The organism is Dysgonomonas sp. (genome assembly GCF_035323175.1).
GTDB lineage: Bacteria > Bacteroidota > Bacteroidia > Bacteroidales > Dysgonomonadaceae > Dysgonomonas.
In genome coordinates this window covers 35,778-53,425 of sequence record NZ_DAOKYH010000002.1, presented here as the reverse complement: position 1 = coordinate 53,425, position 17,648 = coordinate 35,778, and the positions used below count along the sequence as shown (strand labels likewise).

Annotated in this window: 15 protein-coding genes; 14 read left to right on the top strand and 1 reads right to left on the bottom strand. The window is 38.0% G+C overall.

Features of this window, described 5'->3' with window-relative positions:
* The first annotated feature begins 68 nt into the window (after positions 1-68).
* The 4 genes from ligA (at position 69) to dapA (ending at position 4,814) form a co-directional block, all read left to right on the top strand.
* Positions 69-2,066: an NAD-dependent DNA ligase LigA gene (ligA, locus tag PKC55_RS03315; protein WP_291128928.1), complete on the top strand. Its 1,998-nt coding sequence runs from the start codon at positions 69-71 to the stop codon at positions 2,064-2,066.
* A 35-nt stretch (positions 2,067-2,101) separates the two neighbouring features.
* A complete protein-coding gene (gene galK / locus PKC55_RS03310) occupies positions 2,102-3,244 on the top strand; it encodes a galactokinase (protein WP_135104048.1) in 1,143 nt (380 codons plus the stop codon).
* 90 nt (positions 3,245-3,334) lie between these two features.
* Positions 3,335-3,847: a DUF6913 domain-containing protein gene (locus PKC55_RS03305; RefSeq protein ID WP_324371855.1), complete on the top strand. Its 513-nt coding sequence runs from the start codon at positions 3,335-3,337 to the stop codon at positions 3,845-3,847.
* Between the two features lie 73 nt (positions 3,848-3,920).
* A complete protein-coding gene (dapA, locus tag PKC55_RS03300) occupies positions 3,921-4,814 on the top strand; it encodes a 4-hydroxy-tetrahydrodipicolinate synthase (RefSeq protein WP_283686500.1) in 894 nt (297 codons plus the stop codon).
* On the opposite strand, the gene PKC55_RS03295 is transcribed toward dapA, so the two are convergent.
* Positions 4,815-5,579: a DeoR/GlpR family DNA-binding transcription regulator gene (locus PKC55_RS03295; RefSeq protein ID WP_291128932.1), complete on the bottom strand. Its 765-nt coding sequence runs from the start codon at positions 5,577-5,579 to the stop codon at positions 4,815-4,817.
* 241 nt (positions 5,580-5,820) lie between these two features.
* On the opposite strand from PKC55_RS03295, the gene PKC55_RS03290 reads away from it, so the two are divergent.
* The 10 genes from PKC55_RS03290 to PKC55_RS03245 all read left to right on the top strand — a co-directional run bounded on the left by PKC55_RS03290 (position 5,821) and on the right by PKC55_RS03245 (position 17,598).
* Positions 5,821-7,416 (top strand): glycerol-3-phosphate dehydrogenase/oxidase, encoded by a 1,596-nt coding sequence (locus PKC55_RS03290; RefSeq protein ID WP_291128935.1) that lies wholly within the window; start codon positions 5,821-5,823, stop codon positions 7,414-7,416.
* 45 nt (positions 7,417-7,461) lie between these two features.
* On the top strand, positions 7,462-8,952 hold the full coding sequence (glpK, locus tag PKC55_RS03285) for a glycerol kinase GlpK (protein ID WP_291128937.1): 1,491 nt from the start codon (positions 7,462-7,464) through the stop codon (positions 8,950-8,952).
* Positions 8,953-8,970: 18 nt separating this feature from the next.
* On the top strand, positions 8,971-9,666 hold the full coding sequence (locus PKC55_RS03280; protein ID WP_252636468.1) for an MIP/aquaporin family protein: 696 nt from the start codon (positions 8,971-8,973) through the stop codon (positions 9,664-9,666).
* 55 nt (positions 9,667-9,721) lie between these two features.
* Positions 9,722-10,675, top strand: coding sequence for an HAD family hydrolase (locus PKC55_RS03275; RefSeq protein ID WP_135104054.1), 954 nt, complete (start codon positions 9,722-9,724; stop codon positions 10,673-10,675).
* Positions 10,676-10,677: 2 nt separating this feature from the next.
* Positions 10,678-11,850, top strand: a complete 1,173-nt coding sequence (locus PKC55_RS03270; RefSeq protein ID WP_324371847.1) for an OprO/OprP family phosphate-selective porin — start codon at positions 10,678-10,680, stop codon at positions 11,848-11,850.
* A 146-nt stretch (positions 11,851-11,996) separates the two neighbouring features.
* Positions 11,997-13,613, top strand: coding sequence for an anaerobic glycerol-3-phosphate dehydrogenase subunit A (gene glpA, locus PKC55_RS03265; RefSeq protein ID WP_324371845.1), 1,617 nt, complete (start codon positions 11,997-11,999; stop codon positions 13,611-13,613).
* Positions 13,614-13,620: 7 nt separating this feature from the next.
* The gene (gene glpB, locus PKC55_RS03260) at positions 13,621-14,898 is read left to right on the top strand and encodes a glycerol-3-phosphate dehydrogenase subunit GlpB (protein WP_291127089.1); all 1,278 of its coding nucleotides are present in this window, start codon (positions 13,621-13,623) and stop codon (positions 14,896-14,898) included.
* A complete protein-coding gene (glpC, locus tag PKC55_RS03255; protein ID WP_291127087.1) occupies positions 14,879-16,093 on the top strand; it encodes an anaerobic glycerol-3-phosphate dehydrogenase subunit GlpC in 1,215 nt (404 codons plus the stop codon). The genes glpB and glpC overlap by 20 nt, the downstream gene beginning before the upstream one ends.
* 384 nt (positions 16,094-16,477) lie before the next feature.
* On the top strand, positions 16,478-16,651 hold the full coding sequence (locus tag PKC55_RS03250; protein WP_291127085.1) for a hypothetical protein: 174 nt from the start codon (positions 16,478-16,480) through the stop codon (positions 16,649-16,651).
* A 377-nt stretch (positions 16,652-17,028) separates the two neighbouring features.
* Positions 17,029-17,598 (top strand): helix-turn-helix domain-containing protein, encoded by a 570-nt coding sequence (locus PKC55_RS03245; RefSeq protein WP_291127083.1) that lies wholly within the window; start codon positions 17,029-17,031, stop codon positions 17,596-17,598.
* Positions 17,599-17,648: the final 50 nt, after the last annotated feature.

The following is a 17,648-nucleotide window of genomic DNA, read 5'->3' as shown; positions in this document are numbered from 1 at the left end:
AAATATCTAATTTTGCACATTTTCAACCTATTTCTTTTTATATTTGTATTTACGATTTTAACGAAATAATGGATCATATAAAGCACCAAATTGATACTCTTCGGGAAGAGTTGAACAAACATAATTACGACTATTACGTACTTTCAGCACCAACTATTTCAGATTTTGAATTTGATAAGAAATTAAAAGAATTGACCGATTTGGAAACTCAATATCCTGAGTATTTCGATCCTAATTCTCCGAGTCAACGTGTTGGCAGCGATATTAATAAATCATTCAAACAAGTCCCTCATAAATATCCCATGTTATCGTTGGGAAATACATATACAGAGGCAGAAATTACAGATTTTTACAATCGGGTAAAGAAAGGGTTGAATGATGATTTCGAAATTGTATGTGAATTAAAGTACGATGGAACATCTATTTCTCTTACATATATCAACGGTCAGTTAACTCAGGCCGTTACACGTGGCGATGGTGTGCAGGGTGATGATGTGACAGCTAATGTGCGTACTATTCGTAGTATTCCTTTGCGATTGCATGGAACAGATTATCCTGCCGAGTTTGAAATCAGAGGAGAGATTCTGATGCCGTGGTCTGTGTTTGATCAAATAAATAAGGAAAGAGCCGAACAGGAAGAAGCCCTTTTTGCTAATCCGCGTAATGCCGGATCAGGAACACTTAAGCAGCAAGACCCTAAAATAGTGGCTTCACGTAAGCTTGACTCTTATCTCTACTATTTGTTAGGAGAAGAATTGCCTACTGACGGACATTACGAAAATCTGATGAAAGCGAAGGAATGGGGCTTTAAAATTTCGGATGCAACCAAGAAGTGTAAGACTTTAGACGAAATATTCGCATATATACACTATTGGGATAAGGAGCGTAAAAACCTGCCTGTAGCTACAGATGGAATAGTCCTTAAAGTAAATTCGCTGACACAGCAAAAGAATCTAGGCTTTACCTCTAAGTTTCCTCGTTGGGCTATTGCCTTCAAGTTTCAGGCAGAGCAGGCTGTTACAACGCTAGAGTCTGTCTCATATCAGGTGGGGCGAACAGGAGCTGTTACACCTGTGGCCAACCTTAGACCGGTAAAGCTGTCAGGAACTACCGTTAAGCGAGCGTCACTTTATAACGAAGATTATATTAACTCTCTTGATTTACATATCAATGATCAGGTTTATGTAGAAAAAGGAGGAGAAATAATACCTAAGATCACCGGGGTAGATGTTACCCAAAGAAATATATTTGATACTAAAGTCGAGTTTATAAAAGATTGTCCCGAATGTGGTACACCTCTTGTCAAAGATGAAGGAGAGGCTATATATTATTGCCCGAACGATGTGTCATGTCCACCTCAGATAAAAGGGCGTATCGAGCACTTTCTGACCCGAAAAGCGATGAATATTGCCGGAGGGACAGAAACTGTAGAGCACCTTTACAATGCCGGATATATTCGAAATATTGCAGACCTATATACACTAAAGTGGCAGGATGTCTCTCGTCTTGAGCGTTGGGCTGAGAAGAGTGCCAAGAATCTAATAGATAGCATTCATGCATCGGTATCTGTACCTTACGAAAGAGTGCTTTTTGCTTTGGGAATCCGTTATGTCGGCGAAACCGTAGCGAAAAAACTAGCATTGGCTTTTCCTGATATCGACTTGTTACAAGCCGCTACAATAGAAGACTTGACACAGGTTGATGAAATTGGTGATCGGATAGCTCAAAGCATCGTTAAATATTTTAGTAATCCTAACAATCTTGAAGTCATAAATAAACTTCGTACATTTGGATTGCAATTTGAGCTTAGCGAATCTATTATTGCCCAGAGAACAGAAAAACTGAAAGACTTGTCAATCGTAATTAGCGGGACTTTCGAAAAATATTCCCGCGATGAATACAAGAGTATGATAGAACAGAATGGAGGTAAGAACAGCGGTTCTATATCTTCAAAAACTAATTATGTCTTAGCCGGTGACAATATGGGGCCTGCTAAACTCGAGAAAGCGAAAAGTCTGGGTATTCCTATTATTAATGAAGATGATTTTCTCAAAATGTTGGAATAATTTTTTGTATAAACCCTAAATAATTAAAATCGACCATGGAGCTAAATTTATTAAAAGAAAAATTTAAATCGCTATTCGGAACTGAAGGTACAATGTATACATCGCCGGGACGTATCAACCTTATTGGTGAACATACAGATTACAATGGCGGATTTGTGTTGCCGGGAGCAATCGACAAAGCCATGTATTGTGTGATCAAGCCCAATGGAACACCCGACCGTATTAAAGCATACGCTATGGATTTGTCTGAAATGGATGAGTTCGGACTAGACGATATTCCGATCAAACAATGGGGGAAATATATCTTCGGCGTATGTCACGAAATAATGAAGCTAGGAAAACAAGTTCAAGGTTTTGACTGCGTGTTTGCCGGTGATGTGCCTCTCGGAGCAGGAATGTCTTCGTCAGCAGCTTTGGAAAGTTGTTTCGGATTTGCGATCAATGATATGTATAATCTTGGCTTAGACCGTTTTCAACTAGCCAAAATAGGACAAGCTACAGAGCACAATTATGTAGGAGTCAAATGTGGTATTATGGATCAGTTCGCGTCTTGCTTTGGTAAGGCCGGATCATTAATTCGCCTAGATTGTCGCTCTCTTGAATATAAATATATTCCGTTCAATCCGGAAGGATATCGCTTGGTATTGTTAAATACTTGCGTAGAACATGAGTTGGCTTCCTCAGCTTATAACAAACGTCGCGAATCGTGCGAAAATGCGGCATCATACATTCGTAAGTATCATCCTGAAGTGCAGTTATTGCGTGATGCTACAATCGACATGTTGAAAGAAGTGGCTAACGAAGTTAGTGCCGAAGATTACATGCGTGCCGAATTCGTTATCGAAGAAATTCAACGTATGAGCGAAGCGTGTGATGCTTTGGAAAGAGGCGATTACGAAACCGTTGGTAAGAAAATGTACGAAACGCATATCGGACTTAGCCGTAAGTATGAAGTTAGCTGCGAAGAACTTGACTTCCTGAATGATATCGCACGTCAGTGTGGCGTAACCGGATCTCGTGTAATGGGAGGCGGCTTTGGTGGTTGTACTATCAACCTTGTGAAAAATGAGCTTCATGATGATTTCATCAAACGTGCTACCGAAAGCTATGAGCAAAAGTTCAGAATCAAGCCGAAGGTATACGATGTGGTGATCAGTGATGGTGCCAGAAAATTATAAAAAATAATAGAAGCAGAATTTATTTTTCCCGGTTGAAAACGAAATATACGACTGCTGGTTTATTATGATATCTAACACAACAAAATTATTATGTTTGATTTTTTAGTAAAATGGAAAATAAATTCTGCTTTCCGAGATAATAAAAGAAAACATGCTTTCCGAAATTTAGAGAGCATGAAAAGTGTACTTATTCTGTTCTCATATAACGATTGGTCGGCTATAGATGCTATATCAAAAGATTTAGCAGCAAATGGTAAAAAAGTTGTTTTGTGGACGTATCAATCTACAAAGAAGGCTCCGGGGAATACAATATTTCCGGCGAATGTGAGAATTATTCATCCTCAGGAAATGTCTTTCATTCAGATACTTGATCCATCCGTCCTGAATGAGTTCAAGGCATTGGAATATGATACGCTTATTGACTTGACTACTACCGAAAGTAAGGTTTATGAATATCTACTGTCTAATAATTCTTCTGAATTTAGTATCGGTATTGCAAAGCCGGATCAGCCTTACTATGACTTTCTGGTGCTCAAAACTGATGAAATGAATCTACAGGAAACTTATCAGCAAATAAAAAATTACCTGAGCAAAGTGCTATAGGGTGTAAATTAATTCTTAATTTTGCACAAACTGAAAAGAGATATACACTTTTCTAAAGATAAAGATTGACTTTATGTCCAGGATAAATCTGAGAGGAATGGGAGTTGCTTTAATTACTCCTTTTAAAGAAGATGAGAGTGTCGATTATGATGCCCTGCTTCGGCTTGTTGATTATCAGTTGCAAAATGGAACTGATTATCTGGTTGTACTTGGTACAACAGCAGAAACCCCAACATTGACCGAAGGAGAAAAAAAACAGATTGTCGAATTGGTAGTAAATAAAGTCAACGGTCAAATTCCTGTTATTATAGGAGAAGGTGGAAATAATACGCGTGCCATTGTCGATAAGTTAAAGAAAAATGATTACGTCGGCATAGACGGTATTCTTTCGGTAGTTCCTTACTATAACAAACCATCACAGGAAGGTATATATCAGCATTATAAAGCTATCTCGGAAGCATCTTCCCTCCCTATTATAGCTTATAATGTTCCGGGGCGGACAGGTGTTAATATGACGGCTGATACAACGTTGCGTATTGCTAATGAGTTCAGAAATATTGTTGCGGTAAAAGAAGCCTCCGGAAATATGACTCAGATGGATGATATCATAAAGCGTAAGCCCGAACATTTTGATGTGATATCAGGTGATGATGGGGTTACCTTTCCTTTGATAACCCTCGGCGCTGTTGGTGTCATATCAGTGATTGGCAATGCATTCCCTCGCGAATTTAGTCGTATGACTCGTTTGGCACTTGAAGGTGATTATGCCAGTGCTTTGACTATCCATCATAGCTTCAACGAGCTATTCAACCTTCTTTTCGTGGATGGAAATCCGGCAGGAGTAAAATGTATGCTCAATATGATGGGTTATATTCAAAATAAGCTTCGTCTGCCTTTAGTTCCTACACGTATAACTACCTATGAGCAAATAAGAAACGTATTGCTCGAACTCAATATTAAATGTTAGTTAGACAAGGGTTACTTCTATTTCTCTTTCTCTCATCATCTCAATTATATGGGCCGGTGCGTTTTTGTCTGTAATGATGTGATGTATTTTATTTAAATCACATATTTTACAAAACCCTCTTCTGCCAAACTTTGACGAGTCTGTAAGTACAATAATTTTTTGTGCGGCATCTATCATTTGCTGATTGATTCTAGCTTCGCTCATATCGCTGGTTGTTAGTCCATAATCGAGATCAATTCCGTCTACCCCCAAGAATAGCTTGTTGCAGGAGAGGCTTTCCAATATGTTTTCAGCATAGTGTCCAATCACTGATACCGAGTTTTTTCTCATAATGCCTCCTAATTGAATGATCTCAATATTCGGGTTGTAGCATAAGCTTAATGAAACTTTTACCGAAGATGTGATTACTGTAATACCTTCGCTGGTATTTATTTCGTTTGCGAAAGCGAGTAGGGTTGTTCCCGATGCTATTATAATTTTATCGTTTGGCTCCAATAATTTACTTGCTGCTTTTGCTATCGATGATTTTTCATCCATATTCAGCTTTTCTTTCACATCTATATGTTTGTCTGATATAATTGAACTGAGACTACTGGCACTTCCATGATTACGATATAACATCTTTTTGCTTTCGAGAAACTTTAAATCTTTTCGTATCGTAACTTCCGAAACTCCCAGTTTTTCGCTTAAGTCCAGAACTTTTACATATCCGTCTTCTTTAAGTTGCTCCAGTATATATTTATGTCGCTTAGCTATATTTCCCATATTATTTGCTAATTAGTTGTTAGATCTTGCTGCAAAGGTATAAATATTTCTATTGTTTATGTAATATGCCTTGCATCTTTATTGTTAAGTTTTTTATTTTGTTATATGTATTTCATTTCGTAATAGTATGTTTTTATTTCGAATTAACTATAAATAACTCCGAATTATAATAAAAAAGTTTCGAATTTATTTGTTTATTTCAAACTCTTAATTAATTTTGTGTGTATATAGATGTGATACAATGAAACGAGATGATTATATAAAACAAATAGCAGATAAATCTCTAATATGGGATTTTGTTGTTGTCGGAGGCGGAGCAACCGGGCTTGGTGCTGCAGTTGATGCTGCTTCACGAGGGTTCAAGGTTGTGTTGTTGGAGCAGGCTGATTTTACAAAAGCCACTTCCAGTCGTAGTACGAAACTTGTGCATGGTGGTGTGCGTTATTTGGCACAAGGAGATGTTAGTTTGGTTGTTGAGGCTCTTCGTGAAAGAGGTCTGATGAAAAAGAATGCTCCACATCTTGTGAAAGATCAACGTTTTATCATCGGAAATTATAAGTGGTGGGAAAAGCCATTTTATACAATTGGTCTTACTGTTTATGATTTATTGGCTGGGAAGAGAGGTTTGGGGCGTTCTTTGCCTATGACAAAGAAGGCTGTAGAATATGAGATACCTCAAATAAATAAGACTCGGCTAAGAGGAGGTGTTGTTTATCACGATGGTCAGTTTGATGACTCTCGTATGGGGATTAACTTGATGCAGACTGCAGCTGAACAAGGTGCAGTTGTGATTAATTATGCTAAAGTGACCAATTTGATAAAGGATGATTCTGGCAAAATATCAGGAGTAAATGTTTATGATGAAATAGGTAAGCAGCTATATTCGCTAAAAGCAAAAGTTGTAGTGAATGCTACCGGAATATTTGTGGATGGTTTAATGAAGATGGATGCTCCGGAAAAAGACAATATAGTTCGTCCGAGTCAGGGTGTCCATCTTGTTGTAGATAAATCATTTTTAGGAGGAGATACAGCAATAATGATCCCAAAAACGAGTGATGGACGTGTTCTGTTTGGTGTGCCATGGCACGATAAGGTTGTTTTAGGTACAACAGACACTCCATTAAAAGAGTTTGTTTTGGAACCTCAGGCATTGGAAGAGGAGATAGAGTTTATTCTGAGAACTGCCGGAGAATATTTAGCGAAGAAGCCAACACGGAACGATGTCCTTTCTGTCTTTGCTGGTTTGAGACCTTTGGCTGCGCCTAAAAAGGAATCTGACGGTAAGAAAACAAAAGAAATATCAAGAAGCCACAAAATTGTAATATCAGATAGTGGGCTCATTACTATTACAGGTGGTAAGTGGACTACCTATAGAGATATGGCTCAGGATGTTATTGATAAAGGTATTACTATAGGGGAATTGTCTCGCAAAGAATGCGTTACCAAAGATCTGCGAATACATGGATACAAGGAAAAGGTAGACAGGTCCAACTTTAACTATGTTTACGGAAGTGATATTGATAAGATTGTTGAGCTTCAAAACCAATCTCTGAAATTTGCCGAAAAATTACATCCCGATTATGATTATACGGTGGCTGAGGTTCTGTGGGCTGTTCGGGAAGAAATGGCTTTGACTGTAGAAGATGTACTTGCAAGACGTTTTAGGATTTTGTTTTTAGATGCGCGTGCAGCAATTGATATGGCTTCACAAGTTGCGTCGATTATGGCTATAGAGATGGACAAAGATAAGGAGTGGGAGGCGATACAAGTTCGTGAATTTGTGGAACTGGCTCAGCATTATTTATTAGTAGACTATAAGACGAATTATATACCTTAGCATATGGAATGATAGCAGAAAAACTAATCATATAACTAATATACCATGGAACAGAAATACATTTTATCATTTGATGCCGGTACTACCAGCTCAAGGGCTATCGTATTCAATCGCAAGGGGGAGATATGCTCTGTAGCCCAGAAGGAGTTTCCGCAGATTTTTCCACAGAGCGGTTGGGTAGAACATAACCCCCTCGAAATATGGGCTTCGCAAGCTGCCGTAGCTGCTGAAGCTATTACAAAAATTGGAATCAATGGTACGAATATCGCAGGAATCGGAATTACCAATCAGCGCGAAACTACCATTGTCTGGGATCGCGAAACAGGAGAGCCCGTATACAATGCTATTGTATGGCAAGACCGAAGAACATCCGAGTATTGCGATGCTCTGAAAAATGAAGGGCTACTTCCTGTTATCAAAGAAAAAACAGGCCTGATTGTTGATGCATACTTCAGTGCTACAAAAGTAAAATGGATACTGGATAATGTTCAGGGGGCGAGAGAAAAAGCAGAAAAAGGAAAATTGGTGTTCGGTACAGTTGATACTTGGATTGTATGGCAACTAACAAGAGGCTCAGTACATGTAACCGATGTTTCGAATGCTTCACGTACAATGTTGTTTAATATTCATACTTTGCAATGGGATAATGATCTTCTCGAGTTGTTTAATATACCGGTGAGTATGATGCCTAAGGTATGTGCTTCCAGTGAGGTGTATGGACATACGAGAACTACAATTTTTGCTTCCAAAGTTCCTATTTCGGGTATTGCCGGCGATCAGCAAGCCGCACTATTTGGGCAAATGTGCCTTGAACAAGGAATGGTAAAGAATACATATGGAACAGGTTGTTTTATTTTGATGAATACAGGGGATAAACCCGTTGTTTCAAAAAATAATTTAATATCTACGATAGCATGGCAGTTGGATGGAAAAACAACTTATGCTCTCGAAGGAAGTATTTTCGTTGGTGGAGCAATCGTACAATGGCTCAGGGATGGCCTTAAAATTATAAACTCTTCTTCCGAAATAGAGGAATTGGCTACACAGGTTAAAGACAATGGAGATGTATATTTCGTGCCTTCTTTAACTGGCTTGGGGGCTCCTTATTGGGATCAATATGCACGGGGTACAATTGTTGGAATATCGCGAGGAACTACTTCTGCACATATTGCTCGTGCTGCACTTGAAGGTATTGCTTATCAGACTATGGATGTAATCAATGCAATGATCTTGGATGCAGGCGTAGGGCTTAAAGAGCTCAGAGTAGATGGTGGCGCTGCTAAGAATAATTTATTGATGGAGTTTCAGGCTAATGTGCTTGGGCAAACTGTGATTCGTCCTCAAACTACCGAAACCACCGCTCTGGGGGCTGCTTACCTTGCCGGGCTTGCTGTTGGCTATTGGGAGAATGTAGAGGAGATAAAGAAACAATGGCATATTGATACTAAATTCGAGCCTGATCTTAAGATTGATATGCATTTGGCTAAGAAAAAATGGTCTGAGGCTGTTTACCGTGCCCAATCGTGGGTGAGATAATATTCTAATCTATATACCATGGGACAAGATATTTTATTCGAATTTATAGGCACAGCTATACTCATTTTATTGGGTGCAGGTGTTTGTGCAAATGTTAATCTCAAGAAGACATTGGGTAATAGTTCCGGTTGGGTTGTGATTTCTTTCGGTTGGGGCTTGGCTGTTTTTGTTGCTGCTTTTATTTCTGCTCCATATTCGGGGGCTCATCTTAATCCGGCTCTTACTATAGGCTTGGCAATTGCAGGCAGTTTCAAAGGGAGTGTAATCGGGTATATAGTAGCGCAGATGTTGGGTGCTATACTTGGTGCATCTTTAGTTTTTCTGATGTATAAGCCTCATTTTGATGCCGAGGAAAATCCAAATGCTAAAAAAGGTGTGTTCTGTACGGGTCCTGCAATAAAGGCCTATACTTATAATTTTATCAGTGAAGTAATCGGAACATTCGTCCTCATGTTTGGGGTGTTGATGGTCGGCGGTGCGCAAATAGATGGACCGCTTCCGGTATCGTTGGTTATAGTATCTATAGGTATGTCATTAGGGGGAACTACCGGATATGCTATTAATCCGGCTCGTGACCTTGGACCACGTATCGCACATGCAATACTACCTATAAAAAATAAAAGAGATAGCGACTGGGGCTACTCTTGGATACCTGTTCTCGGACCGATAGTTGGTGCTGCTCTAGCTTCGGGACTATATTTATTAATCAAGTAGAAACTATATCTAATACCAAAATCTAGTTGTTAAAACCTTTTTAAATTACTAAGTTATGAAAAAGATTAATTTTATGCGTAAGGCATTATGTCTTGCGGTAGTGATGATTTTGACTTCTTCGTTCGCTTTAACGGCTCAAACATACCGTTATATAAAAGGCTGGCCGAAAGAAGCTAACGATCGTATTGAGAGCTTTTTGAACTCTACGATTCCTATGAAAGAACGCAAAGTAGCCATATTTGACTGCGATGGTACACTGTTTGGTCAGGTTCCTTATTATCTGGCGGACGAAGCTCTTTTCGGTTTTGCACAAAAAACTTATGGAAATAGAACAGACAAAGAAGCAAAAGAAAAAATGGCAATTGTAGATGATATGCTTCATGGAAAAGATAATGTGGGAATCGCTTATGTGCAAAAGCGTGTGAGATTTTTTGCCGGATTATCTCCAGACGAAATATCTACAATAGGGAATGATTGCTATCACGAGAAATTTCAAGGGAAGTTCTATCCTGAGATGAAAGAATTCTTAGCAAATCTACAAGAGTATGGAATCGAAATATGGGTATTGACTGCATCTCCCGAGTTTTTGTATCAACGCTTTGTTCACGAACAGCTAGGTATTCCTGTAGACCGTATTATCGGAGTGAAATCTGCTGTAAGAAATGGAAAGACAACAGACGAATTAGTATTACCCACACCTCAGGATTGGGGTAAAGCTGAAACTATTCACACGTTTATAAAAGCTCGTCCGATTATCGTTGGTGGTAATAGCCGTGGTGATATGGAAATGATGGATGAGTCCGTAGGATTGAAGTTAATGGTTAATCCTGATAATGTGAAGATAGAAAAAGAACATGCCGGAAATATGGAAGGTATGACAGTAAAACAATATTGGGATAAAGATCCTAATTGTGTTATTGTTTATTGTAACGATGTTCCCGAAGGAAACTATAAATATACTACTCAGGAATGGGGTGTGAAAGTTAATAAAACCAATAAGAAACAATAGTCATGTCTAGTTGTAGATTAACTATATTGGCTACTCTTTCTCTGTTTGCATTTTCTTCATTGTTTGCCCAATCTGTGGATGTAAAAATCGCAGATGAAACCGTGAAAATAACTCCAATGGGTCGTTTTTATTTTGACGGAGCAACTTATATAGAAGACGGAACAGACCTAAGTAATGGGGTAGCTATGTCAGATGTCCGGTTAGGACTGAAAGCGAAATATAAAAGTTTCGATATGAAAGTTGATCTCGGATTTGCCGGAGGGAAAGTAGGCTATAAAGATATTTTCTTACAGTATAATCTGAATAAAACATCTTATGTTAGAGGTGGACATTTTGCCGAACCATTTGGTATCGATCATATGGAGAGTTCTGCTAACATCAAGTTTATTACAGCCAATGCTACATCGTTTGCTTTCTCTCCGGGAAGAAAACTGGGAGTTGAGTATATCGGTTGGAATAAATATGCATGGGTAGGCATAGGAGCATTTGCTGATGGCGACTCTATGACTAATTCTATTGAAGGAGATGATGGATATTCGGCCACAGGGCGTGTTGTCTTTAATCCGTTGCAGCAAGATGGTAAAATATTCCATATAGGCTTAGCCGGTTCTTACCGTAAGGCTGATGCTAATGGATTTGATGCCAACGGTGTACAGAAGCCGAAAGTAATCAGCTATGGAAGTTCGTTGATCACAAATGTAGAAAAGCGTAAATTTATTCAGGCGAGTATATCAAATGCCGATTATCAGGCTAAATATGCTGTGGAACTCATCGGAGCATATGGTCCTTTGTATCTTCAAGCTGAATATTTTCATAGTAATGTGGAAAGGAAAGATGATCTGCCTGCATATAAAGCCAGTGGGGCTTATGCTCAAATCGGTTTCTTGGCTATTGGTGGCAATTATACTTATTCATCTTCTTGGGCGAGGATGGGTACTCCTAAACCGAAGTCTTTAGAGTTTGCATTGAGGTACAACTATACCGATCTTGATAATAAAAACTCAGGGGTAAAAGGAGGTAGGATGAGCGATTGGACGTTTGCCGCAAATTATTATTTAAATAAATATATAATGTTAAGATTAGACTATTCTAATATTTCTTTAGGTAATACAAATCCTTTGGCTGCAGGAGAAACTATTAATGCTGTTCAAGGCAGGCTTCAAGTTGTCTTTTAATTATATATAGTTTTATATATTAACATCGTAATGAGAGGGTGGATTTAATTTCTACCCTCTTATTTTATTTATAAAATATTTCGATACCTTTCTTTTGTATTTCGAATAGTTTCGTATATTTGTGGATCATCATAAAAGTTATTCTTATGAAATATTCTTCAGATGTTTTTGATGTTGTAGTCATCGGTGGCGGAATTACCGGAGCAGGTGTTGCTAGAGATTGCTCCCGTAGGGGATTGAATGCTGTTTTGCTCGAGCGTTACGATATATCTACAGGTGCTACAGGACGTAATCATGGATTGTTGCATAGTGGTGCGCGTTATGCTGTAACAGATAGAGAGTCTGCTGAAGAATGCATCAAAGAAAATATGATATTGAAACGAATAGCCAGCCATTGTATCGAAGAAACCAATGGTTTGTTTCTAACACTTCCTGAAGATGATATAAACTATCAGGCAAAATTTGTAGAGGCTTGTAATCTTGCAGGGATAAGAGCTTATATAATAGATCCAAAAGAAGCGCTCTTACTCGAGCCCTCTGCCAATCCGTCGATAGTAGGAGCAGTACAAGTTCCGGATGGATCAGTAGATCCGTTTCGTCTGACGGCATCCAACATGATAGATGCAAGAGATCATGGAGCAAAGATATTGACATACCATGAAGTAATAGGGATGTTGAGAGAACAGGATCGCATAATTGGAGTAGAGGTATTTGATCATAAAGAGAAAGAAACAAAAAAGATATACGGTTCGATTGTTGTCAATGCCGGAGGAATTTGGGGACAGCATATTTCTATACTTGCAGGTGTTACAGTGAAAATGTTACCCGCCAAAGGTTCTCTATTGATTTTTGGTCACCGTGTTAATAATGTGGTGCTTAATCGATGCCGAAAACCTGCCGATTCGGATATCTTGGTTCCGGGAGATACTATTTCTCTGATCGGTACAACATCCATGAATATTCCATACGGTGAAATTGATAACATGACAGTGACTCCCCAAGAAGTTGATATTCTGATAAGGGAAGGAGAAAAGCTTGCTCCACGATTGGCGCAAACTCGCATCTTGAGAGCTTATGCCGGAGTCAGGCCGTTAGTTGCGTCCGATAATGATCCTACGGGACGAAATGTTAGTCGTGGTATCGTACTGCTAGACCATGCCGAACGTGATGGGCTGCAAGGTTATATAACGATAACGGGAGGTAAGCTGATGACTTATCGTTTGATGGCAGAATGGGCAACAGACCTTGTGTGTAAGAAGTTGAATGTTTCGTCGCCATGCACTACGGCCGAAGAGAGATTACCGGGATCTCGAGAAAATATAGAAGAAATAAATAAAAAAATAGTTTCGTTACCCGCTACGCAACGAAAAGCTGCAATATATCGCCATGGAGACTTGGCTGAAAAGCTCATAGATAATACACAATTAGATAATAGTCTGGTTTGTGAGTGTGAGGGCGTATCGGTAGGTGAAGTAAAATATGCTTTGGATGAATTGAATGTGAAAAGTCTTGTCGATCTAAGACGAAGAACACGCATTGGAATGGGTACTTGCCAAGGAGAGCTTTGTGCTTGTCGGGCATCCGGTGTAATGCGAAGTACTGAACGGTTTTGTACTAAGAGAGCAAAAGATGATTTGACATCTTTCTTGACTGAGCGTTGGAAGGGTATCTATCCTATAGCATGGGGTGATACTTTGCGTGAAAGCGAATATACTGCTTGGGTTTATCAGGGTGTGTGCGGGTTAGATTCAGTTGAAAAATAATAATATTATGAAGTTTGATACGATTATAATAGGAGGTGGATTGTCGGGGCTTGTTTGTGGTATCAAATTAGCTCAACAGGGAGAACGTTGTGTTATTGTTTCTTCCGGGCAAAGTGCTTTACATTTTTCTTCCGGTTCGTACGATCTATTGAATGCATTACCTGACGGAACAGCGGTGGATAATCCTTTATCCGCTTTGCCTGATTTAATAAAGCAAATGCCCAACCATCCTTATGCAAAACTGGGCGTAGACCGATTTCGACGTTTGGTTTCTGATGCAGAAAGTTTTTTTACAAATGTTGGGCTTCCTATGTTTGGGTGTGGTGATGCGAATCACTACCGAATTACTCCAATGGGGACATTAAAGCCAACATGGCTGACCTCTTTGGGCTTTGCAACAAGCGAACAAATTGATAGGCTAAGATGGAAAAAGGTCTCAATGTTCAATCCTGTAGGCTTTCTTGATTTTTATCCGCAGTTTATAGCTGATGAGTTCTTGAAGCTAGGCACAGAGAGCGAGATTCATTTGTTTGATATTCCCGATTTAGATTATCTCAGGCGTAATCCGACCGAAATGCGATCAACTAATATTGCTCGGGTTTTGGATCGAAATATAAGCCTTGTGGCTGAAATATTAAATGATAAAAGTGCAGATGCTGAAGCTATTATTTTACCTGCATGTATAGGGCTAAATGCAATAGCCTTTCAGAATTTACAAAAAGAGGTAAATAAACCAATCTTCCTGATTCCCACGATGCCGCCTTCTATTGTTGGGATTTATACACAACAATATCTTCATGATCATTTTTTGAAGCTGAGGGGAGTTTATATGCTTGGTGATAGTATCAAAAAAGCAGAAATTGAGAATAATACGATAAAGAGGGTTTATTCATTCAATCATGGAGACATTCCTTTTGTGGGTAAAAACTATATTTTGGCTACCGGAAGCTATTTCAGTCAAGGACTGATTGCCACATCGGATCGGATATATGAGCCGATTTTTAACCTGGATGTCGCATATTCAGATAACAGGCAAAAATGGTATAGCTCAAAAATGTTTGATACACAAGGTTATCAGCAGTTTGGTGTTAAAACAGATAATAATTTCAGAGGACTTTTTAACGGAACTGCATTGGATAATCTATATGTTTCAGGAGCTATCCTCGAAGGATTCAATCCTATAAAAGAAGGCTGTGGAGCTGGTGTGTCTATTCTGAGTGCACTAAGTATAGCCGAAAGCATAATAAAAATAAATAGGGAGAATTATGAATTTGCAACAACATAATATAAGTGAAAACAACTTTGAACAATGTATAAAATGCACCGTTTGTACTGTTTATTGTCCTGTAGCTGCTGTTAATCCCGATTATCCGGGGCCTAAGCAAGCCGGGCCGGATGGTGAACGCTTGCGTTTGAAAGAAGCTGATTTTTATGATGAGGCTTTGAAGTATTGTATCAATTGTAAAAGATGTGAGGTTGCTTGCCCGTCGAATGTTAAGATTGGCGATATAATACAATCTGCCAGAATTAAATATAGTAAAAAGAAACCCAAGGTTCGGGATTTTATTTTAGCAAATACGGATCTGGTTGGTAGCTTTGCTACTCCATTTGCTCCAATTGTGAATGCAACACTCGGTTTGAGCCCTGTAAAGTCTGTACTCGATTCTGTATTTAAGATAGATCATCGCAGAACTTTTCCTAAGTATTCGTTGGGTACATTTGAGGGTTGGTATAAGAAGCATGCTTATGAACAAAAGGTATTTCCGAAACAAGTGAGTTATTTTCATGGTTGTTATGCCAATTATAATAATCCGCAGTTGGGGAAAGATCTGGTTAAGGTTTTCAACTCATTGGGAATAGGTGTGCAGTTGCTAAAGAAAGAAAAGTGTTGCGGAGTCGCATTGATCTCTAATGGGTTTATTGATCAAGCCAAAAAACAGGCTAGGACAAATATTGCATCTATCCGTGAATCTATATTGGAGAAAAATATTCCAGTGGTTGCAACATCATCTACCTGTACTTTCACGATAAGAGATGAATATCCGCACTTATTGGGAATTGATACCAAGGATGTCAGAGAGCATGTTGAGCTTGCTACACGTTATATCTACAGGTTATTGAGTACATCTGATACAAATCTGAAGTTGGGAGATAAAAGAATAAAGGTAGCATATCATACACCGTGCCACATGGAGAAGCTGGGTTGGTCATATTATTCGATAGAGCTGTTGAAATTAATTCCGAATATCGAGCTCAAAGTATTAGACTCTCAATGTTGTGGTATAGCCGGTACTTATGGTTTCAAGAAAGAAAATTATAAAACATCGCAAGATATAGGAGAGTCTCTCTTTAACCAAATTGAAGCAGAGGATTATGATTATATAGTGACGGATTGCGAAACCTGTAAGTGGCAGATAGAAATGTCGACTACAAAACGTTGTGAACATCCAGTTTCTATATTGGCAGAAGCTTTGGCTTAGAGATAGAGATGATAAATTAAGTAGAGTATAACGTGGTTTCGAATAGGGTTTCGATCATTTTGGTGTTTTATAGGATAGCGAAAGGTATCTTATCCTATATTTTTCCAGATAGAGCTGATGATTTACTTTTTTAATTTGTGTATCGTATCTTATAGCGTTTTCAAAGTATTGGAATTGATCGCTTTATAGATATAGGTGTTGGTTTGTTTCGAACCGAAACTTTTCGAAGCTTTTTGTTGTCTTAAAATTAGTAAAAAAAGTATATTATTCGTATATTTGTTATAGAGGATAGTAGTAGAACTATTTATAATTTCAGATCGGGTTATTTTGTTGTTTTGCTATTATTACAGATGGGATTATAAACTTTATAAAATATAAAATATTATGTCAAAAGTCTACAGTATAAAAACAACTCAGAATATGAACGTGAATGATTATAATATCTTTGATAATTATGAAGTTATAAATAATTTATCACCAACATATATGGAGATACTGAAAATATTTAAAGAAATATTCAAGCATGTTGATATTTCTAAAATAATTAATGATAAGTAGTTAATTGTTTTATTTCAGACCTTCCTCTCTTCGATAAACTCCTATAAGAAGTTTTTATAGCTTCTATCTGTTCCTTACACACTATTCTTTTCTTTATTTTTATATTTGGTCTTATTAATCCTATCGATTGTTTATATTGGATAATTATAATTATCTAATATAAACTAACTTTTATGTAATTAGAGGTAATTAATAAAGTGACATTAAAAAACATATTGTAATCTGTCACTTTTGTCACCTTTTGATTGTATTGCTTTGTTCATTAGTGTGTTATGTTTTTCTGCTTTGTCACCTTTTCTAATAGAAGACAAGCATTGATAATTGAACTATTTGGTGCTATTTTTGTATATAAATAGTTAGTAAACTAGGAGTCCGATATGTTAGAAGAAAAATTATATATAAAGAATATGGTTTGCGATCGTTGCATAATGGTTGTGAAATCCGAACTTGAAAAGCTCGGAATTAGCCCTGCATCTATTATATTAGGTGAAGTAACCTTGTCGGGAGGTTTAAGTCCTGAACAGAAAGATATGTTGAGTAAAAAACTTGAAGACTTGGGTTTTGCTCTGATAGATGATAAAAGAGCACGCCTGATAGAGCAAATCAAGAATGCGATTATAGAACTGGTGCATTATAATAATAATGATCTGAAGGTGAATCTATCTGATTATATAAGCGATAAGCTTCATCACGATTATAACTATATTAGTAATCTCTTTTCGGAAATAGAAGGCACAACAATTGAAAAATACTTTATAGCACAAAAGATAGAGAGGGTAAAAGAGCTACTCGTATATGATGAACTGACGTTGAATGAGATTGCGTTTAAGTTAAACTATTCGAGTGTGGCACACTTAAGTTCGCAGTTCAAAAAAGTAACAGGACTTACGCCTAGTCATTTTAAACAGATCGAAACCAATAAGCGCAAACCTTTAGATGAGGTGTAAATCTCATAAACTTTTCGAGGAATAATATAACAGCCTTCTAGGCTATTGTT